The sequence below is a fragment of the Streptomyces sp. SS1-1 genome (assembly GCF_008973465.1).
Taxonomy (GTDB): domain Bacteria; phylum Actinomycetota; class Actinomycetes; order Streptomycetales; family Streptomycetaceae; genus Streptomyces.
In genome coordinates, this window is record NZ_WBXN01000004.1 from 5,751,343 (window position 1) to 5,767,442 (window position 16,100).

Annotated in this window: 14 protein-coding genes; 7 read left to right on the plus strand and 7 right to left on the minus strand. The window is 75.3% G+C overall.

The genetic code is table 11. The features are described from left to right. Positions 1 to 54: 54 nt before the first annotated feature. Together F8R89_RS27715 and F8R89_RS27720 are read right to left on the minus strand one after the other, a co-directional pair. Complete coding sequence (locus F8R89_RS27715; protein WP_151786496.1) at positions 55 to 1,347, minus strand: GAF domain-containing protein; 1,293 nt, start codon at positions 1,345 to 1,347, stop codon at positions 55 to 57. Positions 1,348 to 1,610: 263 nt separating this feature from the next. After that, entirely contained in the window at positions 1,611 to 3,245 is a 1,635-nt protein-coding gene (locus F8R89_RS27720; protein WP_151786497.1) for an acyl-CoA dehydrogenase family protein, read from the minus strand. 113 nt (positions 3,246 to 3,358) lie between these two features. On the opposite strand from F8R89_RS27720, the gene F8R89_RS27725 reads away from it, so the two are divergent. Further along, complete coding sequence (locus F8R89_RS27725; RefSeq protein WP_151786498.1) at positions 3,359 to 4,507, plus strand: YihY/virulence factor BrkB family protein; 1,149 nt, start codon at positions 3,359 to 3,361, stop codon at positions 4,505 to 4,507. A 15-nt stretch (positions 4,508 to 4,522) separates the two neighbouring features. On the opposite strand, the gene F8R89_RS27730 is transcribed toward F8R89_RS27725, so the two are convergent. Further along, entirely contained in the window at positions 4,523 to 5,374 is an 852-nt protein-coding gene (locus F8R89_RS27730; RefSeq protein WP_151786499.1) for an NmrA family NAD(P)-binding protein, read from the minus strand. 80 nt (positions 5,375 to 5,454) lie between these two features. Here F8R89_RS27730 and F8R89_RS27735 point away from each other — a divergent pair, with 80 nt between their 5' ends. Together F8R89_RS27735 and F8R89_RS27740 are read left to right on the plus strand one after the other, a co-directional pair. Next, positions 5,455 to 6,414 carry an AraC family transcriptional regulator gene (locus tag F8R89_RS27735; protein WP_151786500.1) on the plus strand — a complete coding sequence of 320 codons (960 nt, stop codon included), beginning with the start codon at positions 5,455 to 5,457 and terminating at the stop codon, positions 6,412 to 6,414. Further along, positions 6,407 to 7,090 carry a DUF6597 domain-containing transcriptional factor gene (locus F8R89_RS27740; RefSeq protein ID WP_151786501.1) on the plus strand — a complete coding sequence of 228 codons (684 nt, stop codon included), beginning with the start codon at positions 6,407 to 6,409 and terminating at the stop codon, positions 7,088 to 7,090. The genes F8R89_RS27735 and F8R89_RS27740 overlap by 8 nt, the downstream gene beginning before the upstream one ends. On the opposite strand, the gene F8R89_RS27745 is transcribed toward F8R89_RS27740, so the two are convergent. Both F8R89_RS27745 and F8R89_RS27750 read right to left on the minus strand, forming a co-directional pair. Continuing rightward, positions 7,076 to 7,474, minus strand: coding sequence for a VOC family protein (locus tag F8R89_RS27745; protein WP_151786502.1), 399 nt, complete (start codon positions 7,472 to 7,474; stop codon positions 7,076 to 7,078). The genes F8R89_RS27740 and F8R89_RS27745 overlap by 15 nt on opposite strands. Positions 7,475 to 7,549: 75 nt before the next feature. Next, positions 7,550 to 8,182, minus strand: coding sequence for a VOC family protein (locus F8R89_RS27750; RefSeq protein ID WP_151786503.1), 633 nt, complete (start codon positions 8,180 to 8,182; stop codon positions 7,550 to 7,552). Positions 8,183 to 8,287: 105 nt separating this feature from the next. Here F8R89_RS27750 and F8R89_RS27755 point away from each other — a divergent pair, with 105 nt between their 5' ends. Beyond that, positions 8,288 to 8,929 (plus strand): ThuA domain-containing protein, encoded by a 642-nt coding sequence (locus tag F8R89_RS27755; RefSeq protein WP_151786504.1) that lies wholly within the window; start codon positions 8,288 to 8,290, stop codon positions 8,927 to 8,929. A gap of 7 nt (positions 8,930 to 8,936) precedes the next feature. Here the strand turns inward: F8R89_RS27755 and F8R89_RS27760 are convergent, their stop codons facing one another. Then, positions 8,937 to 10,088, minus strand: a complete 1,152-nt coding sequence (locus tag F8R89_RS27760) for a ferritin-like domain-containing protein (RefSeq protein WP_151786505.1) — start codon at positions 10,086 to 10,088, stop codon at positions 8,937 to 8,939. A gap of 285 nt (positions 10,089 to 10,373) precedes the next feature. On the opposite strand from F8R89_RS27760, the gene F8R89_RS27765 reads away from it, so the two are divergent. After that, entirely contained in the window at positions 10,374 to 11,951 is a 1,578-nt protein-coding gene (locus F8R89_RS27765; protein WP_151786506.1) for a carboxylesterase/lipase family protein, read from the plus strand. A 531-nt stretch (positions 11,952 to 12,482) separates the two neighbouring features. On the opposite strand, the gene mmuM is transcribed toward F8R89_RS27765, so the two are convergent. Then, complete coding sequence (mmuM, locus tag F8R89_RS27770) at positions 12,483 to 13,406, minus strand: homocysteine S-methyltransferase (protein ID WP_151786507.1); 924 nt, start codon at positions 13,404 to 13,406, stop codon at positions 12,483 to 12,485. Between the two features lie 123 nt (positions 13,407 to 13,529). Between mmuM and F8R89_RS27775 the strand changes: the two genes are divergently transcribed. Next, on the plus strand, positions 13,530 to 15,212 hold the full coding sequence (locus F8R89_RS27775) for a DUF2264 domain-containing protein (protein ID WP_151786508.1): 1,683 nt from the start codon (positions 13,530 to 13,532) through the stop codon (positions 15,210 to 15,212). Positions 15,213 to 15,323: 111 nt separating this feature from the next. Next, a complete protein-coding gene (locus F8R89_RS27780; protein ID WP_413251297.1) occupies positions 15,324 to 16,094 on the plus strand; it encodes an isocitrate lyase/PEP mutase family protein in 771 nt (256 codons plus the stop codon). Positions 16,095 to 16,100: the final 6 nt, after the last annotated feature.

Below are 16,100 nucleotides of genomic sequence, written 5' to 3' on the forward strand. Positions count from 1 at the left end.
GCCCCCTCGCGGACGAAGACCCTGCAAATATGCGGAAGAAGGTTGCCGTCCGGGTCATCCCGGCCGTGATCCGGACTCGCGCACCCGTGCGATCCCCGGCGCCGTCGAGTGCGGCAGCAGGGCGCCCGGATCGCGCGGCAGCACCACCTCGACCTCGGCGTCCTCCCGGAAGCGGTACGGCCGGTGCTCCAGATGCGCCCCGAGATAGCGGCGCACCCGCGACATCTCGGCACGCACCGTCACCGTGCGCCGCGCGTCCCCGAACATGTCCTCCGCCAGGCGCGCCGCGCTGCGCCCGCCCCGGTCCATCGCCAGCAGGCACAGCAACTCGGCGTGCCGGGGACTCAGTTCGTGACTCCAGGTCCCGGCGCCGCCGGACACCGTCACCGACCAGCGGCGCGGCTCGCCCAGATCCAGCGTGATCCGGGTGGCGGCGGGCGCCCCGGGTTCGTCGCAGGCCCGCAGCAGCCAGCCCCCGGCCAGCGGCTCCATCGTGCACAGCCCGAGCGGCGGCAGCCATCTGCGGCCCGGCACGGGCGACTTGGGCAGCGCGACCCGGTGCAGGTACGGCATCCCGGTCACCGCCGCCGTCCAGCCGTCCCGGTCCACGACGACGGCCCGCCCGGTCAGCCGGGCCAGCGCCGGCGCCGCCACCGCCCGCAGCCGCTCCAGCGAGGCCGTGTGCAGCTCCCGCAGCCGGGCCTCGGCCAGCTTGGCCACCGAGCCGACCCAGGCGAGCGTCGCCGGATGCATCGTCTCCAGCGGCCCGCTGACGTCCACCACACCGATCAGCCGGCCGTCCCGCGGGTCCGTGATCGGCGCGCCCGTGCACGTCCACGAGGTCTGCGAGCGCTGGAAGTGCTCGGCGGCGAAGACCTGCACGGGCCGGCGCACCACCGCCGGGGTGCCCACGCCGTTCGTGCCGACGACGCTCTCCCGCCAGTCCGCGCCGAGTTCGAAGCCGAGGCCGTCGGCCTTGCGCAGCACCGAGGGGCTGCCCTCCCGCCACAGCACCCGGCCCTCGTCGTCGGCGACGACCATGATGTGGTGGGCGACGTCCGCGACCGACAGCAGGCCCTCGCGCAGCACCGGCAGCACATGCCGCAGCGCGGTCTCCTCCCGGCGCCGCTGCACCTCCTCCCGGGACAGCAGGCCCGCGCGGACGTCGTGGTCCGGGTCCACACCGCTGCGCAGCAGGCGTTCCCAGGACTGCTCGATCACCGGGCGCGGCGCCACGGGCGCGCGCTGCCCGGAGAGCGTGGCGGCGCGGACGTCGCTGAGCACGCGCGCGGCGCGTGCCGAGTCCACGGCTGCCAGCTGCGTCACGTCCGTCGGCGAGAGCGCCAAGGGTCCTCCCGGCAGAAGAGGTCTCAACCTGACTGTGCGTCTCATTGTGTGCGTCTCATAGTGCCGCTCCGGCACACACGGAGGGACACAGTCCGCACACAGACGCCAACAAGTTGCAACCCCTTGCAACCCTGGTGGACGGCTCTGGCCTGATCGAGACTTGAGCGACGCCGTCCCGAGCGGCGTCCGCCGCCTCGCACGGGTCGGCCGCGGGGGTGGTGCCGTGTCGGCGCAGCACCACCCCCGCTTCCCGTCCCCGCAGGTCAGGAGGTTGGCCGCGCCCGCTCCACGAGCGCGGCCCGCGCCAGGCTGTGCGGCAGCGTCCCGAACGCGGCGCCCGCGTCGCCGCCGAGCCGCGACGCGCAGAACGCGTCGGCGACGTCCGATGGCGCGAAACGCACCAGCAGCGACCCCTGGAGCACCAGCGCGAGCCGCTCGGTCACGCGCCGGGCACGCGCCTCGACGCCCTCCAGATCGGCCAGTTCCGTCAACAGCCCCCTGATCGCCGCGTCCAGCCGGTGATCGGCGCCCCGGGCCAGGCCGACCTCCCGCAGATACGCGTCCAGCGCAGCCGGCTCCCGCCGCAGCACCCGCAGCACGTCCAGCGCCTGGACGTTGCCCGCGCCCTCCCAGATCGAGTTCAGCGGCGACTCGCGCACCAGCCGCGGCATCTGCGACTCCTCGACGTACCCGTTGCCGCCCAGGCACTCCGCCGCCTCCACGGCCACCGGCGCGCACCGCTTGGTCACCCAGTACTTGGCGGCCGGCACGGCGATCCGCAGCAGCGCCCGCTCCTGCTCGTCCCCGTCGTCGTACGCGGCGGCCAGCCGCAGCGCGAGCGTGGTCGCCGCCTCCGACTCGACGGCCAGGTCGGCCAGGACGTTGCGCATGAGCGGCTGGTCGGCCAGCTTCGCGCCGAACGCCTCGCGGTGGGCGCAGTGGTGGACCGCCTGAGCCACCGCCTGCCGCATCAGACCGGCCGAGCCGAGCACACAGTCCAGGCGGGTCGCCGCGACCATCCCGATGATGGTCCGCACCCCGCGCCCCTCCTCGCCGACCCGGCGCGCCCACGTCCCGTCGAACTCGACCTCGGCGGACGCGTTGGACCGGTTGCCCAGCTTGTCCTTGAGCCGCTGGAGGAGGAACACGTTGCGGCCGCCGTCCTCCAGCATTCTGGGCACCAGGAAGCACGTCAGCCCGCCGGGAGCCTGCGCCAGCACCAGGAACGCGTCGGACATCGGCGCCGAGCAGAACCACTTGTGCCCGGTCAGCGCGTACGTGCCGGACTCGGCGAGCGGCACCGCCCGCGTCGTGTTGGCGCGGACGTCGCTGCCGCCCTGCTTCTCCGTCATGCCCATCCCGAACAGCACGCCCGCCTTGTCCGCCGCCGGCCGCAGCCCGCGGTCGTACACCACGGACGTCAGCCGCGGCTCCCACTCGGCGGCCAGCCCGGGGTCGGTGCGCAGGGCGGGGACCGCCGCGTGGGTCATGGACAGCGGACAGGTGTTGCCCGCCTCGACCTGCGTCCACAGCACGAACGCCGCCGCCCGCCGCACATGCCCGCCGGGCCGCGTCCACGCCGCCGTCAGACCGGCGGAGACGCCCTTGCCGAGCAGCCGGTGCCAGGACGGGTGGAAGTCGACCTCGTCGACGCGATGGCCGTAGCGGTCGTGGGTCCGCAGCCGCGGGGGGTTCTCGTTCGCCAGCACCCCCCACTCCTGCACCTGCGCCGACCCGCACGTCCGTCCGAGCGCCGACAGCTCCCCGGCGACCTCCTCGCGCAGGGCGGCCGGAAGGTGCCGTTCGACGGCCGACACCAGGGCCCGGTCGGTGGTGTAGGCGTCGTACCCGGTCAGGGGCGGGGGCTGGTTGGTCACGCTGTGAGTGCTGCCTGCCATGCCGGTGAACCTATCCCTCCCAGGCGCCGTGCTCCCCAGCCTGACACGGCCGGCCGCGGCCCGTGGCGGGCGCCCCGATGAGAGCGCCCGCGCGCGGCGGATACCTTTGGTTCGTGCAGCCAGCAAGTGAATCCCCCGAGCAGCCCTCCGGCCGTCTCCACCGGGCGCGTGCCCTCTACCGGAACGTCTCGAAGCGCAGGACCGCCTGGCTGCTGCTGAAGGACACGGTCAACTCGTGCATCGAGTACCGCATCCTGGGCCTCGCGGCGGAGGCGGCGTTCTTCACGCTGCTGTCCGTCCCGCCGCTGCTGCTCAGCCTCATCGGCCTCCTCGGCTACGTCGACGACTGGACCGGCACCGACACCATCACCAGCCTGGAGTCCAACCTCCTGGAGGCCTCCCGCACCGTCCTGTCCGACAAGGGCGTGCGCGAGATCGCCCAGCCGATCCTGGACGACGTGATGAAGGGTGGCCGGCCCGACGTGATCTCGGTCGGCTTCCTGTTCGCCCTGTGGTCCGGGTCGCGCGCGGTGAACGTCTTCATAGACACGATCACCGTCATGTACGGCCTCGACGGGGTGCGCGGCATCGTCAAGACCCGCCTCGTGGCGTTCACGCTGTTCCTCGCCGCCCTGCTCATCGGCTCGGTGGCGCTGCCGCTGATGGTGGCGGGCCCGGACGCCGTCGTACGGATCCTGCCCTGGTCGGAGACCGTGGTGCAGGTGCTGTACTGGCCCGTCGTCATCGTCCTGTCGGTGGCGTTCCTGACGACGCTGTACCACGTGTCCGTGCCGGTGCGCTCCCCCTGGATCGAGGACGTGCCCGGCGCCCTGGTCGCCCTCGCCATGTGGGTGCTCGGCAGCTTCCTGCTGCGCATCTACCTCACCAGCACCATCGAGGGCGCCACGATCTACGGCTCCCTCGCGGCGGCCGTCGCCGTCCTGCTGTGGATCGGCGTGTCCGCGTTCGCGGTGCTCGTGGGGGCCGCGGTCAACGCCGCGATCGACCGGGTCTGGCCGGCCGCCGCGACCGCCGCGGCCCGCGAGGCCAACGAGCGGGTGCGCGAGGCCCAGGTCGCCGAGTACGTGGCGCGCGCCGCCGCCGGTCTGGAGCCGGACCCCGACGACCCGGACATGCCGTCCGAGTTCCCCGAACGCTGGTCCCGCTTCCTGCCCCCGGAGGACGTCACGTCACGCCTGCGGACCCACGTCAAGAACCCGCACCACCCTCACCACCCGCACAAGAGGAACGGCGACTCCTGACGCCCAAAGGCGGCGTCAGACGCTCCACGCCCCCGCCGCCGCGGCCTCCCGCACGAACGCGGAGAAGTCGCGCGGGGCACGCCCCAGCGCCTCGCGCACCTCGTCCGTGAGACGCGCGTTGCGGCCGTCCAGCAGCGTCTCGAAGACGTCCACCAGGAGCGCCGCCTCCTCGGCCGGCACCCCGAACCCGGTCAGCGCCTCCCCGTAGGCCGGCGCGGGCACCGGCGTGTACACGACCGGGCGGCCCGTCGCCGCGGAGATCTCCGCGACCGCCTCCCGCCAGGCGAGCAGCCGCGGCCCGGTCAGCCGCAGCGTCCGCCCCGCGTACCGGTCACCGTCCGCCAGCACCGCCGTCACCACGTCCGCGATGTCCCGGACGTCGACGAACGGCTCCCGCACCTCACCGGCGGGGAACACCAGCTCCCCGTGGGCGATGCCCTCCGCCAGCGGCCCCTCGCTGAAGTTCTGCGCGAACCACGCGGCCCGGACCACCGTCCAGTCCGCGCCGGACGCCTTCAGCGCCTCCTCCGCCGGCAGCGCCTGGTCCTCACCGCGGGCCGACAGCAGCACCAGCCGCCGCACGCCGAGTCCCACCGCCTCCCGTGCCAGCGCCCCGATCCCCTCGGCCGCCGCCGGGTCGCCGATGTCGGTCGGGTACACCAGATACGCCGCGTCCGCGCCCCGCAGGGTCCCCTCCCACGTCGAGGGGTCCGCCCAGTCGAAGCCCGTCGCGCGGGACGCCGCCCGCACGGTGAACCCCGCCGCGCCCGCCGCGCGGGCCACCCGGCTCCCGGTGCGCCCCGACGCCCCGGTCACCACCACCGTCGTCCCGTTCCCACCGGTCGTGTCGCGCTCAGTCCGTGTCATACCCCCAGTCAACGGCGGGACGGTCCGGCCGCCCATCGCCGAACGGCTCCCTCGCATACGCGGGCGTCTACCCTGACGGCATGGACGCCCTCGCCGGTCTGCTCGACGGCCCGCGCGCACGCGGTGCCTTCCTGATCCGCGCGTGTTTCGACCCGCCCTGGTCCGTGCGCGTCGAGGACCGCGCCCCGCTCACCGTCATGGTCATGGTGCGCGGTGAGGCGTGGGTGACGCCCGAGCGGGGCGAGCCGGTCCGGCTGCGCGCCGGGGACCTCGCCATCGCCCGCGGCCCGGACCCCTACACCTGCGCCGACGCCCCGGACACCGCACCGCAGGCGCTGATCCTGCCCGGCGCCGAGTGCCGCTACCCCGACGGGCGGTCCCTCAACGGCTCGATGGACCTGGGGGTGCGCACCTGGGGCGACCGGCCCGACGGCTCCGCCGTCCTGCTGATCGGCACCTATCTCCGGCAGGGCGAGATCAGCGGGCGGCTGCTGAACTGCCTGCCCCCGCTGCTGTCCCTGCCGGCCGACGGGTGGGACCACCCGCTCACCCCCTACCTGATGACGGAGATCGTCCGGGACGCACCCGGCCAGGAGGTCGTCCTGGACCGGCTCCTCGACCTGCTCGTCATCGCCGCGCTCCGCACCTGGTTCGCCCGCCCCGAGGCCGAACCCCCCGCCTGGTACCGGGCGCTGGCCGACCCGGTCGTCGGACGGGCGCTGCGGCTCCTCCAGGACGACCCCGCCCACCCGTGGACCGTCGCCTCGCTGGCCGCGAAGGCCGGGGTGTCCCGGGCCGCGCTGGCACGGCGGTTCACCGACCTGGTGGGGGAGGCGCCGATGACGTACCTCACAAAATGGCGGCTGGCGCTCGCGGCGGACGCCCTGCGCGACACCGACGACACCCTGGAGGCCATCGCCCGGCGCGTCGGCTACGGCAGCCCCTTCGCGCTGTCCAGCGCCTTCAAACGGGTGTACGGGGTGAGCCCACAGGAGCACCGGCGGCGCCCGGACACGGCCCCGGAGGACGCCCGTGTATGAGGAGCGGCCGGCCCGGCTGCCGGGCGCCGTCGTCTGGACGAACACCCCGGACGCGTCCGACAGCGGCCGGGTCCTGCCCGACGGCTGCATGGACCTGCTGTGGCACGAGGGACGGCTGCTGGTCGCCGGGCCCGACACCCGCGCCCAGGTCACCGACGGCACGGCGGGCGTCTGGATCGGCGTCCGGTTCTTCCCCGGCACCGCGCCCGCCCTCCTGGGCGTCCCCGCGCACGAACTGCGCGACCGGCGCGTCGACCTGACCGACGTGTGGCCGGCACCCCGGGCACGCCGGCTCGGCGCCCGCGTCGGGGCCGCCACCGACCCCCGGACCGCCCTGGAGGACACCGCCCTCGCCCTGGCCGCCCGCGCACAGCCCCCCGACCCGCTGCTGCGGCACCTCGTCACCGCCCTCGACGCCGGCCGCCCCGTCGCCGCCGTCGCCGGTGAACTGGGGCTCGGCGCACGTCAGTTGCACCGCCGCTCCCTGACCGCCTTCGGATACGGCCCCAAGACGCTGGCCCGCGTCCTCCGTCTCCAGCGCGCCCTGCGGCTGGCCCGCGCCGGCGTGCCCTTCGCGGAGACGGCCGCCCGCGCCGGCTTCGCCGACCAGGCCCATCTCGCCCGTGACGTCAAGGACTTGGCGGGCGTGCCGCTCGGCGTGCTACTCCGCCGCTAGCGGCGCGAACAGGTCCACGCCGTTGCCGTCCGGGTCGTGGACGACGGCGTAGCGCTGCCCCCAGAAGGCGTCCCAGGGCTTGAGTTCGCCGTGGTGTCCGGCGGCCACCAGGTCCTCGTACACCGCGTCGACCTCGTCCGGGCCGTCGCAGCGCAGGGCCAGCGCCGCCCGGCCGCCGCCGGCCGGCGGCCGCCACCCCGGGTGGAACGACCGGATCGTGTCCTCGGTGTCGAGCAGCAGCCGTACCCCGCCGGGCGGCGCGGCCTCGGCGTGCGGCTCGCTCTCGGAGCCCTCGGGGAACGGGAACCCGAGACGCCGGTAGAAGGCGACGGAGGCGGCCATGTCGGAGACCACCAGGCCGACGGCATCGAATCGTGGAGTCATGCCGTCACCGTAGGAGCCGGGGGAGGGGCCCGTCTTGAAGGAAACGGACACCGTGGCGGGGCCGGCCCACCCGCCTCAGTGGAGGGTCACCGGGCCCTTGGGCGTGTCCAGCGTGCACGACAGACCGACCGGGCCCTCCGTCAGGGCCAGTTGGGTGCCGAGCGACCGCACCAGGGGCCGGACGGCGTCCGGGTCGGGCGCGCTGCCCGACATCGCCAGCAGGGGAGTGAGGGGCAGCCCCGCGTCCGTGGGATGGGGCGAGCCGCCCCAGTCGATCAGGAAGGGCACCAGACCGGACGGATGCGCGTCGTCGCCGTCGGTGAGCCGCCACCGCAGCAGGGTGCCGTCGGGCCGGCGCCTGCTCATCGGCTTCGCCGGACCCGGGTCGTACCCCTGCGCCCGCGCGGCCGCGATCGCCGCGTCCAGGTCCGGCGGGGCGATCGCCCAGGTCAGGATGCGCGCGGTCGTGAGCCCGAGGGACGCGAAGGGCTTCGGCCGCCCCGGAGCGGCCTGGTCCGGGTCCGGGCCGATGATCTCCAGATAGCCGGCGCCGCCCAGCGCCACCAGATGGTTGCGGGTGCCACGCCCGACATGCACGCCGCCCGGGGCCGGTTCCACCCCCGTACGGCGGGTGAACTCGGCGAGGGTGGCGGCGAGATCGGGCGTCGCCAGCACGAGATGATCCAGGTACGCGGGAAGGCCATTCATCCCGGCCGAGGCTACGCAGTACCCCGCTCCGATGGAACACCCCGACGACGGACGGCAGTTCACAGCGGGGCGGCCCGGCGGGACCCGTCGTCTACGCTGGACCGCATGGCCGTACGACTCCTCGTGTTCACCCGCACCACCGACTACCGGCACGCGTCCATCCCGGCCGGGGTGGAGGCGCTGCGCACGCTCGGCGGCTTCGAGGTGGACCACACCGAGGACCCCGCGGCCCTCGAACGCCCCCTCGACGGCTACGCGGCCGTCGTCTTCCTCTCCACCAGCGGCGACGTGCTCACCCAGGCCGGCCGCGACCGGCTCCTCGCCCACGTCCGATCCGGCGGCGGCTTCGCCGGGATCCACGCCGCCGCCTGCACCGAGTACGGCTGGCCCGCCTACGGCGACCTGCTCGGCGCCCGCTTCGACCGGCACCCCGACCTCCAGCCCGGCAAGGCCGTCGTCGAGGACCACGACCACCCCGCCACCCGGCACCTGCCGCCCGTGTGGGAACTCACCGACGAGTGGTACGACTTCCGCCGCAGCCCCCGGGGCGCCGTCCGGGTGCTGGTCTCCGCCGACGAGTCGTCGTACGACGGGGGCGGCATGGGCGACGACCACCCGCTGGCGTGGTGCCACGAGCACGGCGCCGGACGCGTCTTCTACACGGCCCTCGGCCACGCCGCCGAGCTGTACGACGACCCCGCCTTCCGCGCGCATCTGCGGGGCGGGATCGGCTGGGCGGCGGGCTGAGGCGGCTCTACTTGTTCGGCCGGGGCAGGGCGTGGAACTGGGGGCCGTAGGTGCCCCGGCGGTCCGGCAGCGGGGTCTCCATCAGCTCCACGGCCGGGTCCGCCAGACCGCGCATGGTGTGGATGCCGGCCCCCAGACTGCGGTGCCCACCGCCCGCCCAGGCGTCGTCCAGGGAGTCCAGCACCGTGCTGTACATGGCGTCGAAGCGGTACAGCACCCCTCCGACGTGCACCGACGCGCGCGGCCAGCCGCCCACCGGGACCGGCGCCATGGGCCGCACCTCCGGGAACGGCACGGGCGGGCCGACGTACCGCCAGCCCTCGTCGGTCTGCCGCAGCTCCCGGCCGTGGTAGATCTCCCCGAACGCGTAGTAGTGCGCGGGCGCGTCGTGCGAGAACGAGTCGTTCGGCGAGGACGCCGTGCCCTCGCCCTGCTCCCGGATGACCTCGATGTCGTGCTCGACGTCGTCCAGGGTCCGCACCGGGCGCAGCTCGTCGGAGTCGATGCGCTGGCTCACCTGCCCCCGCGTCGACAGCTCCGGGCGCACCGCCCGGAACGCGTTCAGCATGCCCTCGTAGAACTCGCCGACCGTCGGGGACGCCTGCGCGCTGCGCACCAGCGACTCCTCGGGAGCCTCGATCGCCATCATCACGTCCCGGACGAAGGACTTGGTCAGCCCCGACAGATAGACGTTCACGCCCGCCCGCACCCCGCCGGGCAGTGGCCCCGGGTAGACGGGCGCGGCGGCCTTGACCTGCGGCCGGCCACCGATGGCGACCAGCAGGTTGCAGACGATGCCCAGGTGGTACATCTCGTCGCCGACGATGCGCCGGATCATCCGCGCGACCTCGCTGCGCTGGTCCTTCACCGACCACCAGCCGCACAGATAGGGCGGGATCGTGGCGAGCTCCAGGCCCACGGCGACCTGGAGCGCCGACCGCAGCCAGGCGACCCCGCGGGCGTCCGCCGGGACCGCCATCAGGCGGGCCACCGACCCGAGCCGGGCCGCGGCGGCCGGCGCGCCCGCCAGGGGAGCGGCCTGCGCGGTCTGCGCGGTGCCGGCGACCGCGGCCGGCGCTCCGGCCGCCAACGCGGCCGACGCCAGGAAACTCCTGCGCTTGAACGGGGCAACCGCCGGCTCGTCCGGCTCTACGCTCATACCCGCCTACCTCGCCTCGGCTCATGGGACGGGGCCCCGCCCGCTGCTCGGCGCAGACTCGCGGGGCCCCTTCGACAGCTCGCGAAGCTAGCAGCGATCACGGCCGCCACCAGGGCACACGTGCCGAGCGGCGCCGCGACCACCCGGCCGGTCCAACGCCGCGCCGCACCTCCGTCCCGTACGCCGAACGGCCGCATCCACCCCCCGTCCGGTGGAATATCCGGCCAGAATGAGGTGCTGTGATCTTCACGGTGCATGAGCGCGGTGGAGGAGGCTGACGGACGTATGACGGCACTCCGGACGGACCCTGTGGACCCCGCCGATCCCGTGGTGAGCACACCCCACGGTGCGGTACGCGGCAGATACGAGCACGGCGTCGCCGTGTTCAAGGGCATCCCCTACGCGGCGCCCCCCTTCGGCCCGCGCCGGTTCCGGCCGCCGGAGCCGCCCGAGCCCTGGGACGGCGTGCGCGACGCCCTCGCGTTCGGGCCGACCGCGCCGAAGCCGCCGTACTCCGAGGCGTTCGCGCAGTACCTCTCCGACCCGTCCGTGCCCGGCGACGACTGCCTCAACCTCAACGTATGGACGCCCGACCCCGCGCCCGGCGCCCGGCTGCCCGTCATGGTCTTCCTGCACGGCGGCGCCCTCACCCGCGGCTCCTCCGGGGTGCCCGTGTACGACGGGCACGCCTTCGCCCGCGACGGGGTCGTCCTCGTCTCGGTGAACTACCGGCTCGGCGTCGAGGGCTACGGCTACTTCCCGGACGCCCCCGCCAACCCGGGCCTGCGCGACCAGCTCGCCGCACTGGAGTGGGTGCACGCGTCCATAGCCGCGTTCGGCGGCGACCCCGGCCGCGTCACCCTGTTCGGGCAGTCCGCCGGAGCCATCAGCACCGGCGCGCTGATCGCCGCGCCGCAGGCCCAGGGGCTGGTGCGGCGGGCGATCCTGCAGAGCGGGCCGCCCGAGGCCGGCGAACGGGACAAGGTGCGCCGCATGGTGCGCCGCATGGCGGCCCGGCTGAAGATCCCCGCCACCGCCGCCGCGTTCGCCGAGGTCGACCGCGAGCTGCTGCTGCGCACCCAGGGCGAGGTGGGCAGGCTCAGCTCGCCCGTGCTGGGCGGACCCGCGTTCGGGATCGTCGTCGACGGCGACCTGGTGCCCCGCGACCCGCTGGAGGCGCTGACCGACGGCGCCGCGGCGGGCGTCGAGCTGATGATGGGCTGGACCAGGGACGAGTACCGGCTGTGGCTGGTGCCCGGCGGCCTCCTCGAGCGGGTCGACCGGCTCGGCGCCGTCGCCCTCGCCGGAGCCATGGCCCGCTGCCACGCCGGCGCCGACGTCCCCCGCGGCTACCGCGCGCTGCACCCGGAGGCCGGCGCCGCCGAGATCGTCGGCCAGATGGTCACCGACCACCTGCTGCGCGTCCCCCTGCACCGCCTGGCCGACGCCCGCCCCGGATCGTCCTACCTGTACGAGTTCGCCTGGCCGTCCAACCTGCCCGACCTTGGCTCCTGCCACGCCCTGGAACTGGGCTTCGTCTTCGACACCGGCGACTCCCCGGAGTCCCGCAAGCTGGCCGGCGAGGGCGCCCCGCAGGAACTGGCGGACGAGATGCACGGCGCGTGGGTGCGCTTCGCGACGGACGGCGACCCCGGCTGGCGCCCCTGGGACCCCACCCACCCGGTCCGGATCTTCGGCGACGGCGAGCCCCGCACGGACCTCGGCCCCCGCGACGCGGAAGTGGCCCTGTGGACCGCCCCCCGCCCCGTCCCCGCCCTGCCCTCCGACCCCACACCCCGCACCACGGACATGCGCGCGGTGGTCCGCCGCCTCCGCCTACCGGGAGCGGTCCGCCGCCACTGAGGGCTGCGCGGCGGGGACGGTCCCCGGGGTGCGCCCTCGCCTCCGGCGGGGTGGTTCCGGTGCCACGGCCCGTGCGCGACACGCGGATGAGGCATGCGCGGGCGCTGCGCCCGCTTGCCGCGCCGCTGAGGCGTCGTGCCGGGCCGTGGGGGCCGTGGGGGGCCGTGGGGGGCCACCGCCCGGCCGTCGGGTGTGACCGGTTGTCGCGCAGGGCTTCCGGGTCGGGGCCGGCAGTCGGAGTGGTGCACGCACCGGATGTCGGCCCGTCGGCGACGCCGTCTCGGGCGGTGACCCGCCGGGGGAGGGCCCCGTACCGGTCGGGGCCGGTGGCCCGGGGGCGTGCACCGGATGGTGTGGGACGGGTCCCGTGGCCGTACGCGTCGGGCGGTGTGGTCGTTCGCCGCGTCGCTCAGGCGTCGTGCCCCGGACGGCGGGTGCGACCCGATGCGGCGGGGGCGGTCCGGCGGCGTCCGTCCGGTCCTCCGCGCTCGGCGCTATTCCCCGCCGCCCACCCGGAGCCGCGCGCGGGCGTCACCCCCCGGGCGTCAGCGTCTGTGCGAGGGCGGTGATCGTCGGGGGGCCGACGCGGCAGCAGCCGCCGATCAGGTGGGCGCCCGATGACTGCCAGGTGCGGGCCAGGGCGGGGGCGAGGGTGATGTGGCCGTCCCAGGAGCGGGACGTCGCGTTCCAGGACTCGCCGCTGTTGGGGTAGGCCACCACCGGCCGGCCCGTCACCCGGGCGGCGATCTCGACGGCGCCCTCGACGTCCTCGGGGGCGCAGCAGTTCACACCCACCGCGATCACCTCCTCGGCGTCGGCGGCGAGGCCGAACGCCTCCTCCAGCGGCTGCCCGGCGCGGGTGCGGTCGCCGTCGATCGAGTACGACAACCAGGCGGGGACGCCCAGCCCGCGGACCGCCCGCAGCAGCGCCTCGGCCTCGTCGGCGTCCGGGACCGTCTCCAGGGCGAGGACGTCGGGCCGGGCCGCCGCCAGGACCTCCAGCCGGGGCCGGTGGAACCGCTCCAGCTCCGCCACGCTCAGCCCGTACCGCCCCCGGTACTCGGAGCCGTCCGCCAGCATCGCCCCGTACGGCCCGGCGGACGCCGCCACCCACAGCGGGCGGCCGGCCCCGCGGGCCCGCGCCCGCCGTGCCGCCTCGCGCGCCAGGTCCACGCTCGACGCGATCAGCTCGGCGGCCCGCGCACGGTCCAGCCCGCGCCGCGCGAAGCCCTCGAACGTGGCCTGGTAGCTTGCCGTGATCGCCACGTCCGCCCCCGCCTCGAAGTAGGCGAGGTGCGCCTCCACGATCGCCTCGGGCTCCTCCGCCAGTAGTCGGGCCGACCACAGGTCGTCGCTCAGGTCGTGGCCCATGGTCTCCAGCTGGTTGGACAGGCCGCCGTCGAGGACGACGGTGGACGAGGCGAGGGCGTCGGCGAGGGGAGGCGTGCCGTTCATGTCCGCGACGGTAACCCGGTGAGCCGCCCGCAGGCGGTCTGGCGCGGTGGGGCATGGGGCGGGTGGGATGGGGGTGGCGCACCGCGAAGAGCCGTCCAGGAGCCGTCACGACCCGGGAGAGCCATGCCCCTCAGCCCGTACACCGGCCTCACCCGCGCGCACTGGGAGGCGGCGGCCGACGCCCTGCTCGCCGCCGTCGAGCCGTACGCCACCGGCGACCGGGCCCTCTACCACCTGCCCGGCGACCATGAGAGCTGGTCCGGCCGGCTCTGCGACGGCCTGGAGGGCTACGCCCGCACCCTGCTGCTCGCCGCGTTCCGCCGGGACGAGGCCGTGCTGGAGCGCTACGCCGACGGACTGGCGGCCGGGGTGTCCGGGGTGTGGCCCCGGATCGAGGACCGCGCCCAGCCGCTGGTCGAGGCGGCGTCGATCGCGCTCGCGCTGCGGCTCACCCGGCCCCTCCTCTGGGACCGGCTGCCGGACGCGGTGCGGCAGCGCGCGGCGGCCTGGCTCGGCGACGCGCTGCACGCCGAACCCTGGCCCTGCAACTGGCAGTTGTTCCCGGTGACGGTCGGCGGCTTCCTCCAGGAGATCGGGTACCGGCCCGAGGCGTCCCGCGAGGCGATCGACCGTGGCCTCGCGCGCATCGAGGACTGGTACGCAGGCGACGGCTGGTACACCGACGGCGACGGCCGCAAGTTCGACCACTACAACGGCTGGGCGATGCACCTCTACCCGGTGCTGCACGCCTGGCTCGCCGACGACGAACGGCTCCTGGAGCTGTACGGCGGCCGGCTGTCGCGCCATCTGGCGGACTACGCCCGGATGTTCGGCGGCGACGGCGCCCCGATGCGCCAGGGCCGCTCCCTGACCTACCGGTTCGCCACGGCGGCCCCCCTGTGGCTGGGCGCGCTCACCGGGCACACCCCGCTCGCGCCCGGCGTCACCCGGCGGCTGGCGTCCGGCGCCCTGTCGTACTTCCTGGACCGCGGGGCCGTGGACGCGAACGGTCTGCTGACGCTCGACTGGCACGGCCCCGACCCCTCGGTGCTCCAGGGCTACTCGGGGCCCGCGTCCCCGTACTGGGCGAGCAAGGGGTTCCTGGGGCTGCTGCTCCCGGCCGGGCACCCGGTGTGGACGGCGACGGAGGAGCCCGCTCCCGTCGAGCGCGAGGACGCCGTCACCGCCCTAGCCGCCCCCAACTGGCTGCTGCAGTCCACCCGTTCGGACGGACTCGTCCGGCTGCACAACCACGGCAGCGAGGACGTCCGTTACGACCCGTACTACACACGGCTCGCCTACTCCACGGCGACGGCACCCTCGGCCTCGCCCCCGTACGACAACTCCGTGCTCGTCGGCGGCGATCCGAGCCGTACGGACATCGTGCCGCTCGGTGTCGGCGACGGCTGGGCGGCGTCCCGGCACTCCGTCAGGGACGGCGTCCGCGTCACCAGCGTGGTGCTGGCCGAGGGCGCGGTGGAGGTGCGGGTCCACGAGGTCGCGGGCGCACCGCCCGGCACGGAGGTGAGGGTGACCGGGTGGGCGCCGTCCGAGGGGCTGCGGGCCGAACTGCTGCCCGCCGTCGGCCTGTCCGGGGAAGGCGAGCCTGCCGGGACGACGTCCGCCGGACCCACCCTGTTCGCCGTCGTCGCCCGCCTCACCGCCGACCCCGACCCGGCACCGCTCGCGGACCTCGTGACCGTACGGCCGTCCGGCGACGGCGCGGTGGACGTGCGCTTCGGCGGCGGACGGCGGGTACGGATCCAGCCGTCCGGGGAGTGCCCGGTCACGGACTCCGATACCTGACCCGGGCACCTCACCCCGGCATCTCACGGCGGTACCTCACGCCGGCACCCCACGCCGACACTTCGGCCGGGGCCGAACGGACCGGGCCCTAGCGTTCCCCGTATGACGCCGATGACCCCGTTCGCCGCGCTCCACCACGGCGCCGCGCCCCTGCTCCTCCCCAACGCCTGGGACCACGCCTCCGCGGCCGCGCTCGTGGCCCGGGGCTTCCCTGCGGTCGGCACGACCAGTCTGGGCGTCGCTGCGGCGGCCGGGCTGCCCGACGGCGACTCCGCCACCCGTGAGGAGACCCTCCGCCTCGCCCTCGTGCTGGGCTCCGGTCCGGGGCTGCTCTCCGTCGACGCGGAGGACGGCTACAGCGACGACCCGGAGGAGGTGGCCGCGTTCGCCCGGCAGCTCGCGGCCGTCGGAGCCGTCGGCGTCAACCTGGAGGACCGCCTGGGCGACCCCGTGCGCCACGCGGCGAAGATCGCGGCGGTCAAGGCGGCCGTCCCGGGCCTGTTCGTGAACGCCCGGACCGACACCCACTGGCTCGGCGACGGCGGCGAGGACCCGAGGCGCCGCCTCGACGCCTACCAGGAGGCGGGCGCCGACGGGGTCTTCGTGCCCGGCCTCACCGGCGCCCGGGAGATCGAGGCCCTGGTGAAGGACCTCGACGTCCCCCTCAACGTCCTCCACAGCCCGGCCGGTCCCGGCGTCCCCCGGCTCGCCGAACTCGGCGTCCGCCGCGTCAGCCTCGGCTCCCTGCTCTACCGCGTGGCCCTGGGAGCCGCCCTCGACACGGCCGACGGGATCGCCGCGGGGAGGGCCCCGTCGGGGACCGTCCCGACGTACGGCGAGGTCGACGCGCTGGCCCGGCGGGACCCCCTGCGGCACTGTTAGCCTGGA

Excerpts from the sequence above, each read along its gene's own strand:
- F8R89_RS27745 (WP_151786502.1), bottom strand. The coding sequence starts at position 7,474 with ATGACTCCACGATTCGATGCCGTCGGCCTGGTGGTCTCCGACATGGCC.
- F8R89_RS27730 (WP_151786499.1), bottom strand. The coding sequence starts at position 5,374 with ATGACACGGACTGAGCGCGACACGACCGGTGGGAACGGGACGACGGTG.
- mmuM (WP_151786507.1), bottom strand. The coding sequence starts at position 13,406 with ATGAACGGCACGCCTCCCCTCGCCGACGCCCTCGCCTCGTCCACCGTC.
- F8R89_RS27755 (WP_151786504.1), top strand. The coding sequence starts at position 8,288 with ATGGCCGTACGACTCCTCGTGTTCACCCGCACCACCGACTACCGGCAC.
- F8R89_RS27765 (WP_151786506.1), top strand. The coding sequence starts at position 10,374 with ATGACGGCACTCCGGACGGACCCTGTGGACCCCGCCGATCCCGTGGTG.
- F8R89_RS27780 (WP_413251297.1), top strand. The coding sequence starts at position 15,324 with ATGACCCCGTTCGCCGCGCTCCACCACGGCGCCGCGCCCCTGCTCCTC.
- F8R89_RS27720 (WP_151786497.1), bottom strand. The coding sequence starts at position 3,245 with ATGGCAGGCAGCACTCACAGCGTGACCAACCAGCCCCCGCCCCTGACC.
- F8R89_RS27750 (WP_151786503.1), bottom strand. The coding sequence starts at position 8,182 with ATGAATGGCCTTCCCGCGTACCTGGATCATCTCGTGCTGGCGACGCCC.
- F8R89_RS27760 (WP_151786505.1), bottom strand. The coding sequence starts at position 10,088 with ATGAGCGTAGAGCCGGACGAGCCGGCGGTTGCCCCGTTCAAGCGCAGG.
- F8R89_RS27775 (WP_151786508.1), top strand. The coding sequence starts at position 13,530 with ATGCCCCTCAGCCCGTACACCGGCCTCACCCGCGCGCACTGGGAGGCG.
- F8R89_RS27735 (WP_151786500.1), top strand. The coding sequence starts at position 5,455 with ATGGACGCCCTCGCCGGTCTGCTCGACGGCCCGCGCGCACGCGGTGCC.